The organism is Blattabacterium cuenoti (assembly GCF_014252075.1).
In the GTDB taxonomy this organism is placed as follows: domain Bacteria; phylum Bacteroidota; class Bacteroidia; order Flavobacteriales; family Blattabacteriaceae; genus Blattabacterium; species Blattabacterium cuenoti_AC.
The window spans coordinates 239,887-252,493 of sequence record NZ_CP059209.1 but is presented as its reverse complement, the minus strand read 5'-3'; the positions used below and the strand labels follow the sequence as shown (position 1 = coordinate 252,493).

Below are 12,607 nucleotides of genomic sequence, written 5' to 3'. Positions count from 1 at the left end.
TATAATTTCTTTGAATCTAAACAAATATAAATATTTGATTTCAAAAATAAATTAAATACAATTTTTAATTTTTAAAGATTGTTTAATTTCTCTCAAAGAATCTCTTTTTCGCAAAGATTCACGTTTATCATATATTTTTTTTCCCTTAGCCAAAACTATTTTTACTTTTATATATCCCTTATTATTAAAAAATAATTCAATGGGGACAACAGTTAATCCTTTGTTTTTCAATTTTTTATCTATTTTTATCAATTCTTTTTTTTTCAATAATAATTTTCTTTCTCTTCTGCTTGAATGATTACAGTTTGTTCCGAATTTGTATTCGGCTATGTACATATTCATAGAAAACAATTCTCCATTTTTCATTTGGCAAAAACTTTCCATGATATTAGCTTTATTTTGTCTGATTGATTTCACTTCAGTACCAAGAAGTTGTATTCCAGCTGTATAATGTTCTAAAAACTGATATTGAAATCTTGCTTTTCTATTTAGAATACTCATAATTTAATTAATTCTTACTTTTGTATAAGATGTATAAGATAATTAAACGAAATTACGAAAATATACAAACAAAAATTTTTTCAAAAAAAAAAAATGAATGTACGTTATTTAAAGGATTTATGTTCTCAAGTGAGAAGAGATATTCTACGAATGGTCAATGATGCAAAATCTGGGCATCCAGGAGGATCTTTGGGTTGCACAGAATATTTTGTCGCTTTATATAAAGAGATAATGCATTATAGTTCAAAAAAATTTTCTATGGATGGAGAAGGAGAAGACCTTTTTTTTCTATCTAATGGACACATTTCCCCTGTTTACTATAGTATACTGGCTCGTTCTGGTTTTTTTTCAGTAAAAGAATTATCTACTTTCAGAAAGTTAAATTCACGTTTACAAGGACATCCCTCTGTACATGGAGGACTCCCCGGAATACGCATTTCCTCGGGTTCTCTAGGACAAGGAATGTCTGTAGCTATTGGTGCAGCTTTGTCAAAAAAATTAAATAAAGAATTTCATAGCATTATTTATAGTTTACATGGAGATGGAGAGTTAAATGAAGGACAAATTTGGGAATCTGTATTATATGCAGGATCTAGAAATATAGATAATTATATAGCAACTGTTGATTATAATGGACAACAAATAGATGGAACAACAGATGAAGTATTACCTCTTGGTAATTTGAAAAAAAAATTTGAATCGTTCAATTGGAAAGTTTTAGAAGAATTAGAAGGAAATAATATTGAAAAAGTGATTGATGTTTTAAAAAAAGCAAAAAATGAAACTGGAAAAAGAAAACCTGTTTTAATTATATTATATACTCAAATGGGAAAGGGTGTAGATTTTATGGAAGGAAACAATGCATGGCATGGAAAATATCCTAATAAAGAAGAATTAGAAAGAGCTTTATCTCAAATTCATGAAACATCTTTATTAGATTATCCTTTATCTGATTGATTAAAAAAAAACAAATGTAGTATATGAAAAAATATAAAAATAAAGGGCTAAAAGAAACTAGAGCTGGTTTTGGTCAAGCATTGACTTTTTTGGGAAGAACAAATAATCAAGTGGTAGCATTGTGTGCAGATTTGACTAGCTCTTTGTTTATGAATCAGTTTTCTAAAGAATTTCCAGAAAGATTTTTCCAAATAGGAATAGCAGAAGCAAATATGATTGGAATAGCAGCTGGACTAAGCATTGGAAAATACATTCCTTTTGCTGGAACGTTTGCTAATTTTGCTACATCCCGTGTATACGATCAAATACGTCAATCTATTGCTTATTCTTATAAAAACGTAAAAATATGTGCTTCTCATTCTGGATTAACTTTAGGAGAAGATGGAGCGACACATCAAAGTTTAGAAGATATTGGAATGATGAAAATGTTGCCTGGAATGACAGTTATTAATACGTGTGATTACAATCAAACTTATGCTGCGACTTTGGCTATAGCTAATTATTTAGGTCCAGTATATTTACGTTTTGGACGTCCTGCTGTAGCTAATTTTACAGATGAAGATCAAATATTTGAAATCGGAAAGGCTGTTCTTTTAACAGAAGGAAAAGATGTTACCATTGTTTGCACAGGACATTTAGTATGGGAATCTCTAGAAGCTTCTAAAATTTTGTACAAAGAAAAAGGAATAGAATGTGAAGTTCTTAATATTCATACGATCAAACCGTTGGATGAAGAATCAATTTTAAAATCTGTAAATAAAACAAAATGTATTGTAACTGCAGAAGAACACAATTATTGGGGAGGATTAGGAGAGAGTATAGCAAGAATACTTACCACTCATAAATGTTATGTTCCTCAAAATTTAGTAGCTGTTAATGATATTTTTGGAGAAAGTGGAAAACCCATGGAACTTTTGAAAAAATATAATGTTGATCGTGATTCTATTGTCAATAACGTAAAGTCTTTATTGAAAAAAAAGAAAAAACAATAAAATTTGGAAATCAAAAATATACAAAAATTAGTTCATAATTGGATTATGAATCATGGAGTTCGTTATTTTGACGTATTGACCAACACTATTCTTTTATCGGAAGAAGTCGGTGAAGTTTCTAGAATTATTGCTAGACACTATGGAGAACAATCTAATAAAAAAAATTGTCAAAAAAATGAGGATCTTGGAGAAGAATTATCAGATGTTTTGTTTGTTCTAGTTTGTTTAGCGAATCAAAATGGAATTAATTTAGAAAAATCTTTTCACAAAAAACTAAAGAAAAAACAAATTAGAGATCATATGAGACACCATGAAAATGAAAAATTAAAGTAAAATATGTCTTCTTACATTAAGATTTATAAAGAAAAAAGTTCTTTATTCGGTTCTATATCTATAACTGGATCTAAAAGTGTGTCTAATCGTCTTTTAATTTTAAAGGCCATTTATAAGGACGATATTCAGATTGAAAATATTTCAAATTCTGAAGATACAGAAGTCTTAAAAAAAAGTTTAAATAGTACTTCTAACATATTAGATATTCATCATGCTGGAACTGCTATGCGTTTTTTGACCTCTTATTTCGCTATCCAAGAGGGAAAAGAAATCGTTTTAACAGGATCAAATAGAATGAAAGAAAGACCTATTTCTGTACTTGTAGAAGCTCTAAGAGAACTAGGATCTGAAATTTATTATTTGGAAAAGAAGGGATATCCTCCAATAAAAATTCTTGGAAAAAAAATTTTAGGAGGAAAAATAGATATAGATGCCAAAATCAGTAGTCAATATATTAGTTCTTTGATGTTAATATCAAGTCAATTTGAAAAAGGACTCGAAATTTATCTAAAAGGAAATATTACATCTATTCCATATATCAAAATGACTTTTGATTTACTAACTTTATCAGGAGTAAAAACTTCTTGGAAAGAAAAAGTAATCCATATCTATCCAAAAAAATATGAAGGAAAAAAATACTTTTATATAGAATCAGATTGGAGCTCTGCTTCTTACTACTATTCTATGGTGGCGATTTCAAGAAAAAGTCACATTACTTTATCTTCATATAGCAATGAAAGTTTACAAGGAGATAGAAAAGTTGCTTCTATATATGATAAAAATTTTGGGGTTTCTACTGTTTTTGAAAAAAATGCAATTACGTTAAATAAAAAATTTAATTTTTTTTCCCAAAAATTCATTGAATTAAATTTAAATAAAACTCCAGATATTGCACAAACTATTGTTGTTACTTGTGCTGCACTTGGAATCAAATGTAGTTTAAAAGGATTGGAGACATTAAAAATTAAAGAAACAGATAGGCTGAAAGCATTAAAAGAAGAATTATTAAAATTTGGAGTAATAACAAAAATTACAGATTCTTGTCTAGAGATCACTGATTTTTTTTCTAAAAAAATCAATTCTTTTGTAAGAATAAAAACCTATCAGGATCACAGAATGGCAATGTCTTTTTCTCCATTTGGATTATGTTCTTCTTTTTTACAAATAGAGGATCCAAATGTTGTCGAAAAATCATATCCTAACTTTTGGAAAGATTTAAAATTTTTAGGATTTTCAATTGATTATCATGAATAATAAAGAATTCTTCTTGCCATAATAAATCGATGACTCCAGTATTTTTGATATAATTGAGAGATAGTTACACCATTAGACGTAGAAGCATGAATGAAAAATACATTTCTGGGACTAACGTGGATTACCATTCCTACATGATTTATTTTTCTAGACGTTCCTGTAGCAAAAAATAATAGATCTCCTTTTCCTATTTGTTTTTTAGGAACGAAAAAACCTTTTTTGGCTTGATGATAAGAAATACGTGGTAAAGATATTTTATAAGAATCGAAAATATTTTTTATAAAAGAAGAACAATCTATTCCTGTTTTAGTCTTTCCTCCATATAGATATGGAGTAAACATATAATTTTTAGCTTTTTCTATAATACATTCTGTTTTCTCCTTAAAAAAAAGTTTTTGATTAATGATTTGAAAATAATTTTTACAGTTATTACTGTATGGCGTTTCCTTTTTTTTTCTGGAAAAAATTCTTTCATATTTTTTTTTATGTTCTATATTTCCATATAATGAAAAAGAAATAAAATGATAATAAAAAACTATAAGTAAAACAATTTTAGAGTTTATAACAAAGATATTTTTTACTATTTAAAAGAAATTCCAATAGCTTACCAAATATAAACAAAATACTTGTATTAAATACAAAAAAAATTTAATTTGTATTCCTATTTTTTTGATCAGGCCCATTCGTCTATTGGTTAGGACGTCAGGTTTTCATCCTGGAAAGAGGGGTTCGATTCCCCTATGGGCTACTACTATAATTTTAGTGATTATGGCAAATCATTTATCTTCTCTAAAAAGAATTAGACAAAACTATACTAGACGTTTACGTAACAAATATGCATATAAGAGCACAAAAACATCCATGAAAAAATTATTAAAAGAAAAAAACAAGGAAAAACATTATATTGTAATTTCTATGATAGATAAATTAGCTAAAAAAAATATTATACATGTTAATAAAGCATCTAGATTGAAAAAAAAATTCAATAGAAAATTATTTTCTAATTGATTTTTGCATGAAATATTTTTTAAAATTCCATCATTACACAGCTTTTTTAGTTCTTACTTTTTTAGTCATGCTAATGATCCATCTTTTATGGAGAAAATGTTACGGACTAAAAGTTAATGAAGGAACGTTTTTTTTTAAAATTATATTGAATGGGACCGTATTCACTATGATTATTCAAATTTTTATCGGTTTATTGCTAATTAATTCCTACTTTTTTTCTTTATACAAGAATAATGGAATGATTCAGATTTTAAAACAAGAAAAAAATCGTTTTAAATTTATAGAACATCCAATTATGATGATGATTGGGTTTTTGATATTCATTTTTTTCTACAATAAATTATATCAAAAAGGAAAAATTACTAATACGATTTTATTTTTGTTTTTTTTATCTGTATTGACCATAATGATTCGTTTTCCTTTCAATAATTAAATTTTATAATATGAAAATAAGTCCATTATCTCCAATAGGAATATTTGATTCTGGAATAGGCGGACTTCTTATAGCTAAAGAAATAAAAATTCGTATGCCTAATGAAGATTTTATTTATTTTGGAGATACTGAAAATATGCCTTATGGAGAAAAGTCTAAGGAATTTATTATAGAGAATTCTATGAAAATAGCTTATTTTCTTTATAAAAAAAGATGTAAAGCTCTAGTTATTGCCTGTAATTCAATAACATCTAATTCTTTAGAATCTATTCACAGAATATTTCATAGAAAAATATTAATATTTAATGTCATAGATCCTATAGTGAAAAATCAAATTTTTCTTTTTTCCAAAAGAATAGGAATAATTGCCACGCCTGCTACAATACGTTCAAATTTTTATATAAAAAAAATAAAAAAATATTATCATCATTTAGATGTATTTCAAATATCTACACCTTTATTGGCTCCAATGATTGAGAAAGGGTTGAAAATTAAAAAAAATGTTCTAAAAAATTATTTAAATCATTTTAAATCAATAGATACACTTTTACTAGCCTGCACTCATTATCTATTTCTTAAACAAGAAATAGATAAATTTTATCATGGAAAAGTTCACTTAATTGATATACAAAAAATAGTAGTACAGGAAATAAAAAAAAAATTATATGAAGAAAAATTATTGTGTATTCATCCAAACTGGAATAGTAAGTTTCCTATTTTTTATACATCTAGTTCTATTCCTACTTTTTTTGAAAAAAAAGTTAGAATTCTTTTTGGAAAAAAAGTATTTATTAAAACACATGTTTTTAATTCTTCCTAATTTGTGCATCAATTACAGACAAAGTTGCTAAATTAACTATTTCTTCTATACTGGATTGCATTTGCATAACATGTGCTGGTTTTCGCATTCCTAACATAACAGGTCCAATAGTTTGAACGTCTCCTAATCCTCTAATAAATTTATAAGTTAAATTTCCTGATTCTAAATTTGGAAAAATAAAAATATTTGCTCTCTTTTTAACTAGCTTAGAGAAAGGAAATTTGCTAGCTAATAAAAATTCATTTAAAGCAAAATCAGGTTGTAATTCTCCATCTACTATTAAGTTTGGATATTTTTTATGCAAAAAATCTACTGTTTTAGATACTTTAGAAGATGTTTTTGAATTAGATGAAAAATTTTGAAAAGATAACATTGCTATATGCGGTTCAATATCAAATCCTTTAACTACATGAGAAGCCATTAAAGCTATTCTAGCTAATTCTTCACTTGTTGGATCTGGAATTACAGCCGTATCTGCTAAAAATAAAGGACCACGTTTTGTTAATAAAATCATCATTCCTGCTGTTTTGTGAACGGAATTTGCTCTACCTATAACTTCTAACATCGGACGTAAACTTAATGAAAAGCTTCTTGAATATCCTGTAATTACTGCGTCTGCTTCTCCTTGATCTACCATCATGGCTCCAAAGTGATCATTGCTACGCATACGTATTTTTGAATCGTATAAAGTCAAACCTTTTCTGTTTCTTCTTTTCCAAAGAATTTGAGAAAAGTATTCTACTTTCTTTCTATTTTCTTCTTTTTCTGGATCTATAATTTCTAATTCAACGTCCAGTTTATTTTCATTTATTAAACGTTTGATTCGATATTCATTTCCTAAAACGACAGGAACAGAAATAATTCCTTCTTCATGAAGAATTTGAACAGATTTTAATATATCGTATTCTTCTCCATTACAAAAAATAATTTTTTTAGGATTTGTACGCGCTCGATTTTGAATCATTCGAAGCATTTTACTTTCATATCCCATTCTATCAAGTAATTTTTCTTGATAGATTTTCCAATCTAATATTGGATTTCTTGCTACTCCAGAATCCATAGCTGCTTTTGCTACAGCAGGAGCAACACGAGTAATCAAACGATTATCAAAAGGTTTTGGAATAATATATTCTTTTCCAAAAGAAATATTTTTTTTATTATAAACAATGTTCACTTGTTCTGGAACAGATTCTTTCGCTAAAGAAGCTATAGCATGTACAGCTGCTAATTTCATTTCATCATTAATTACACTAGCATGAACATCTAGTGCTCCTCTGAAAATATAAGGAAACCCTAAAACATTGTTAACTTGATTTGGATAATCACTTCTTCCAGTTGCCATAATAACATCTGGACGGACTTTAATTGCTAAGTTGTAATCTATTTCTGGATCAGGATTAGCCATAGCAAACACAATTGGATTTTTTGCCATACTTTTCAACATGTTAGGAGTTAATACTCCTCCTATAGATAATCCAATAAAAACATCTGCATTTTTGATAGCTTTATCCAGTTTTTGGATTGGATAAGTATTTACAGCAAATTCTTTTTTTTCTTGATTCAAATCAGTTCTAGAAGAATGTAACAAGCCTTTACTATCAAACATAAGAATATTTTTAGAGTTAATCCCAAGTTGTTTATAAGTTCTTGTGCAGGATATGGCTGCTGCTCCTGCTCCATTAACAACCATATTAATTTCATGAATTTTTTTTCCAACATAGTCGATTGCATTAAGTAATGCCGCTCCTGAAATAATAGCTGTTCCATGTTGATCATCATGCATAACAGGAATACTTAATTCTTTTTTAAGTCTTCTTTCTATTTCAAAAGCTTCTGGAGCTTTTATATCTTCTAAATTAATCCCTCCAAAAGTAGGAGCAATAGCTTTTACTGTTTCTATAAATTTTTCTGGATCAGATTCGTCTATTTCTATATCAAAGACATCAATTCCAGAAAAAATTTTGAATAAAAGAGCTTTTCCTTCCATAACCGGTTTAGAAGCTAATGCTCCAATATCTCCAAGTCCTAATACTGCTGATCCATTAGTAATGACTGCGACAAGATTTCCTTTAGAAGTGTATTTATATACTTCTTTAGAAGAACGAGCTATTTCTTTACAAGGCTCTGCTACTCCTGGAGAATAAGCAAGAGAAAGATCTCTTTGACTGCTATATTTTTTTGTAGGTGTAATTTGTATTTTTCCAGAAGGAAATTTGCTATGATAATTTAAAGATTCTTCACGAAAACTACTTATGTTTTTTCTCATTATGTTAAAATATTTATTAATAATTTTGAAATAGAAATAGGGTTTTTGAAAAAAATTTTTTTATTTCCAATAAATATTTTCCTCAAAAAAATATTTTTTATTTGATTTCCACCTAATTATAAGTTTATAATATCCTTTTTTCAAAAATTTTTTAGGAATAAATAATCTTTTTTTTGAAGACTTCGATATTTTGAAAGATCTCGTAAGATCCAAATCTTTAGAAGATGATCTAAATAAAGTAAAAAATCCATAAAAATCATAATTAATAAGTGGAAATTGAATTTCAATTCCAGAAGATAAAATGAAAATTTTTATTTTCTCAGGGAGTTCTAACACATTTTTCTTTTCATTTATAATTTCTTGATATTTCATTTCTTCTTCATAATATCTGTCTGATACAAGTTGGCTCCCTACATGGGGGAAAAAAAAGGCAACATAAATAATAAAGATTATAAAAATAACTAAAGATAACAATATTCCGGTATCCCAATTGAATTTTATTTTCATCATTCAAATTTTATAAAATAGAAAAACTAAACGATAATATAAAAATCGAAATGTATAATGTACATAAGTATACAGTAGTATTTACATTTTGCTCCACTCTGTTATTTTTTTTCCTTGAGGATCCTTAAATGTTAAAGGTTTTTTAGATTTTTGATTAATAAAATAAACATAACTGGATATCTTTTCAATATCATTTCCTTTAATTTCTCCTGATTTTCCAAAAGCACGCATAGTTTGATTATTATCGCTTCCATTCCATATAATAGAGAAGATATTTTTAAACAAATCTTTTTCTTTCGTATTGATCCAATAATCATCTGTTAAATTGGGACCTATATTTCCACTTCCATCCGATTTATGACAAGTTGCGCAATTCTCATCAAAAAGAGTTTTTCCACTACTGATTAAATGATCCTTAAAACAAGCATTTTCTATAGTCACTTGCGGAGTATTCTTTTCAAAAATTTCTATTTCTTTCAACTGATTCTTATAAGATATCTCATATTCCTTATAAGAATTAGAGAAATCTATTGTTAAATAAGCAAAAAAATAAATTGCGGAAAAAACAATTGTTAGATAAAAAAGATGGACCCACCACATTGGTAATTGATTATCTAACTCTATAATTCCATCGAATCCATGATCTATTTTTTTAACTCCATCATTCATTTTTTTAGGATCATGAAATATAAATTTATAAAGTCTATAAAAATAATTCCCTTCGTTTTCTTCAAAAATTTTCCTCTTTTCTTCTTCTGCAAGAGACTGTAATTTTTTTCGAAAAATCAAATTATTAATAAATTCTAAAATCCATAATAATATCGTAGTTATAATCAAAAAAAAGATAGTAATAGGATGTACTAAATACGATATATGATTATAGCTTCTAAAAAAGACATAGAACATAAATATTATAACAGATAAAAAAGAAGGAATCATAATAAAAGAAGGAACTCTAGATCTCATACCCTTTTCTTTTTTTTTCTCCTTCTAAAGGAATCAAGCTTATTTCTTCATAATATTTTTTAGGCTTTGAAAACACAAAAAATAAAATAAAAAAGAAAACTAACAAAAATAAAATTAACATAATAGATTGAAAAATTCCCACATTTTTTTCTTCTGTAAAATATTTTTTAAAAAAACTTATCATGTTTTTTCTAAGATTTAATATCTGTCCCCAGTCTCTGTAAATAAGCAATGATAGCTATAATTTCTCTTTTTTCTAAAGAAACAAATTTTTCTTTTTCTACTTTTTTTTGTTGATCAATTTCTATTTTTATATTTGGATACTCATTATAAATATCAGACACAATTTTATTTGCTTGACGATCCATATCTTGATTCACATTCTTTATATATTCCAAAGTGTATGGAACTCCTAATTTGATCATTGCTTTTATTTTTTTTTCTGTATTAGACCTGTCTAACTTATTATAAATTAGCCAGGGATATCTTGGCATAATAGATCCAGGAGAAGTTGATCTAGGATTGAACATATGATTATAATGCCAAGAATTAGGGTTTTTCCCTCCTTCTCTAGCCAAGTCTGGACCTGTTCGTTTAGATCCCCAAAGAAATGGATGATCATATACAAATTCTCCGGCTTTAGAATATTCTCCATAACGAACCACTTCATCTCTAAATGGACGGACTTGAGCACTGTGACAGGAATTACATCCTTCTCTAACAAATAAATCTCTACCTTCTAATTCAAGAGCTTTATAAGGTTTTACATTATGAATAGTAGGAATATTAGATTTAATCACTAAAGTAGGAATTATTTCTATAAAACCTCCAATGGCCACTGCTATAAAAGAAAGAATTGTTAATTGTATTGGTTTTTTTTCTAACCAACTGTGAAATTTTTCATTTTTTTCTTTTATTTTTCCATAAAATGGATCACATTTAAATTTTTCATTATCAATTGAATAACCTTTTTTTATTGTTTTAAAAACATTATAAATCATTAAAACAAAACCCAAAAAGTAAATTATTCCACCTATAAATCTAATTTTATAAAATGGAATAATAGATAACACTGAATCTAAAAAATTTTTATAAGCTAAAGTTCCATCAGGGTTAAACTTCTTCCACATCATAGATTGTAATATTGCACCAAAATACATAGGAAAAATATACAATACGATTCCTAAAACACCTAACCAAAAATGAATATTAGCCAATGATATAGAATATAATTTAGTATTCCATATCTTCTGTGTTAACCAATATATAACTCCAAAAGCCATAAAACCATTCCATCCTAAAGTTCCTAAATGGACATGAGCTATTACCCAATCTGTGAAATGTCCAATAGAATTCAAAGTTTTAGTAGCAAGCATAGGCCCTTCAAAGGTTGCCATTCCATAACAAGTAATTCCCACCACAAAAAATTTCAAAATAGGATTTTTTTTTACTTGATTCCAATCTCCTCTTAGTGTAAGTAATCCATTCAACATTCCACCCCATGAAGGAGCAATTAACATTATTGAAAAAATAGTTCCTAACATTTGAGCCCAATTAGGAAGCGATGTATACATTAAATGATGAGGTCCTGCCCATATATATACAAATATTAAGGACCAAAAATGAATAATAGAAAGTTTATAAGAAAAAATAGGTTGATTGGATGCTTTCGGAACAAAATAATACATTAATCCCAATATAGGGGTGGTCAAAATAAATGCAACAGCATTATGACCATACCACCATTGCATTAAAGCGTCTTGTACTCCAGCATATATGGAATAACTTTTAAAAGATAAAAGAGATATAGGCAACTCTAGATTATTAAATAAATGTAACATAGCTACAGCAACCCATGTCCCTAATAAAAACCAAATGCTAACATACAAATGTTTTATTCTTCTTTTTAAAATAGTCCCTATCATATTAATTCCATAAACAATCCAAATTAAAAAAACTCCTATATCTATAGGCCATTCATGCTCAGCATACTCTTTACTAGTGTTTATTCCTAATAAAAAAGTAATCCAAGTAGAAATAATAAATATTTGCCATCCCCAAAAATGAATCCAACTAAGAACATCACTAAAAATTCTAGTCTTTAATAAACGTTGTAAAGAATAATAATAGCCTGTAAAAATTATATTCCCCACAAAAGCAAAAACAGCAGTACTAGTATGCAACATTCTCCATCTTCCAAACCCTATGATTCCTTGAGAATCCTTAAGTCTGTTCCCAAAAATAGATTCAGGAATTTCAGGATAAAATAATAACAAGGCTATAAACAATCCAGCTAAAAATCCAATAAAAGCCCAAAACATCGTAGCATATAAAAAAGCTTTTACAATACGATTATTGTAATAATATGATGCATTTATTAATTTCATTATAAAATCATTATTAATTAATTTTTTTCAATATCATCAATTAAGATTCTAATTCTAGGAGATTCATAATCATCAAATTGTCCAGAATAAAGACCAATTAAAAAAAATATGAGAAAAAACGCTCCTAAAGAAATACTAGATAATATCATAATAATTAATATGTCCATAATAAAAATTTCAGAA

The 12,607-nt window shown here is 27.2% G+C and carries 15 protein-coding genes and 1 tRNA gene; 8 read left to right on the top strand and 8 right to left on the bottom strand.

What is annotated here, in order from left to right; all coding sequences use genetic code 11:
• Positions 1–51: 51 nt before the first annotated feature.
• Positions 52–501: an SsrA-binding protein SmpB gene (gene smpB / locus H0H47_RS01210; protein ID WP_185866220.1), complete on the bottom strand. Its 450-nt coding sequence runs from the start codon at positions 499–501 to the stop codon at positions 52–54.
• A 93-nt stretch (positions 502–594) separates the two neighbouring features.
• Between smpB and H0H47_RS01205 the strand changes: the two genes are divergently transcribed.
• The 4 genes from H0H47_RS01205 to H0H47_RS01190 are packed head-to-tail and all read left to right on the top strand — an operon-like array spanning position 595 to position 4,037.
• Positions 595–1,458 (top strand): transketolase, encoded by an 864-nt coding sequence (locus tag H0H47_RS01205; protein ID WP_185866219.1) that lies wholly within the window; start codon positions 595–597, stop codon positions 1,456–1,458.
• Between the two features lie 23 nt (positions 1,459–1,481).
• Positions 1,482–2,450 carry a transketolase family protein gene (locus H0H47_RS01200; protein WP_185866218.1) on the top strand — a complete coding sequence of 323 codons (969 nt, stop codon included), beginning with the start codon at positions 1,482–1,484 and terminating at the stop codon, positions 2,448–2,450.
• Positions 2,451–2,453: 3 nt separating this feature from the next.
• The gene (locus H0H47_RS01195) at positions 2,454–2,783 is read left to right on the top strand and encodes a MazG nucleotide pyrophosphohydrolase domain-containing protein (RefSeq protein ID WP_185866217.1); all 330 of its coding nucleotides are present in this window, start codon (positions 2,454–2,456) and stop codon (positions 2,781–2,783) included.
• 3 nt (positions 2,784–2,786) lie between these two features.
• On the top strand, positions 2,787–4,037 hold the full coding sequence (locus tag H0H47_RS01190) for a 3-phosphoshikimate 1-carboxyvinyltransferase (RefSeq protein ID WP_185866216.1): 1,251 nt from the start codon (positions 2,787–2,789) through the stop codon (positions 4,035–4,037).
• On the opposite strand, the gene H0H47_RS03140 is transcribed toward H0H47_RS01190, so the two are convergent.
• The gene (locus H0H47_RS03140; RefSeq protein WP_238785097.1) at positions 4,028–4,378 is read right to left on the bottom strand and encodes a C40 family peptidase; all 351 of its coding nucleotides are present in this window, start codon (positions 4,376–4,378) and stop codon (positions 4,028–4,030) included. The genes H0H47_RS01190 and H0H47_RS03140 overlap by 10 nt on opposite strands.
• A 335-nt stretch (positions 4,379–4,713) precedes the next feature.
• Here H0H47_RS03140 and H0H47_RS01180 point away from each other — a divergent pair.
• The 4 genes from H0H47_RS01180 to murI all read left to right on the top strand — a co-directional run bounded on the left by H0H47_RS01180 (position 4,714) and on the right by murI (position 6,298).
• A tRNA-Glu gene (locus H0H47_RS01180) sits at positions 4,714–4,785 on the top strand.
• 20 nt (positions 4,786–4,805) lie between these two features.
• Positions 4,806–5,045, top strand: a complete 240-nt coding sequence (rpsT, locus tag H0H47_RS01175) for a 30S ribosomal protein S20 (protein ID WP_185866215.1) — start codon at positions 4,806–4,808, stop codon at positions 5,043–5,045.
• A 7-nt stretch (positions 5,046–5,052) separates the two neighbouring features.
• Entirely contained in the window at positions 5,053–5,478 is a 426-nt protein-coding gene (locus tag H0H47_RS01170; protein WP_185866214.1) for a hypothetical protein, read from the top strand.
• 10 nt (positions 5,479–5,488) lie between these two features.
• A complete protein-coding gene (murI, locus tag H0H47_RS01165) occupies positions 5,489–6,298 on the top strand; it encodes a glutamate racemase (protein WP_185866213.1) in 810 nt (269 codons plus the stop codon).
• Here the strand turns inward: murI and H0H47_RS01160 are convergent.
• The 6 genes from H0H47_RS01160 to ccoS all read right to left on the bottom strand — a co-directional run bounded on the left by H0H47_RS01160 (position 6,285) and on the right by ccoS (position 12,591).
• Positions 6,285–8,564 (bottom strand): NADP-dependent malic enzyme, encoded by a 2,280-nt coding sequence (locus tag H0H47_RS01160; RefSeq protein ID WP_185866212.1) that lies wholly within the window; start codon positions 8,562–8,564, stop codon positions 6,285–6,287. The genes murI and H0H47_RS01160 overlap by 14 nt on opposite strands.
• Before the next feature lie 60 nt (positions 8,565–8,624).
• Entirely contained in the window at positions 8,625–9,074 is a 450-nt protein-coding gene (locus H0H47_RS01155; protein WP_238785096.1) for a FixH family protein, read from the bottom strand.
• Positions 9,075–9,152: 78 nt separating this feature from the next.
• Entirely contained in the window at positions 9,153–10,037 is an 885-nt protein-coding gene (locus tag H0H47_RS01150; RefSeq protein WP_185866211.1) for a cbb3-type cytochrome c oxidase N-terminal domain-containing protein, read from the bottom strand.
• Positions 10,027–10,221, bottom strand: a complete 195-nt coding sequence (locus H0H47_RS03225; protein ID WP_185866210.1) for a CcoQ/FixQ family Cbb3-type cytochrome c oxidase assembly chaperone — start codon at positions 10,219–10,221, stop codon at positions 10,027–10,029. The genes H0H47_RS01150 and H0H47_RS03225 overlap by 11 nt, the downstream gene beginning before the upstream one ends.
• Before the next feature lie 7 nt (positions 10,222–10,228).
• Entirely contained in the window at positions 10,229–12,424 is a 2,196-nt protein-coding gene (ccoN, locus tag H0H47_RS01140) for a cytochrome-c oxidase, cbb3-type subunit I (RefSeq protein WP_185866209.1), read from the bottom strand.
• Positions 12,425–12,441: 17 nt separating this feature from the next.
• Complete coding sequence (gene ccoS / locus H0H47_RS01135; RefSeq protein ID WP_185859510.1) at positions 12,442–12,591, bottom strand: cbb3-type cytochrome oxidase assembly protein CcoS; 150 nt, start codon at positions 12,589–12,591, stop codon at positions 12,442–12,444.
• Between the last annotated feature and the right edge of the window lie 16 nt (positions 12,592–12,607).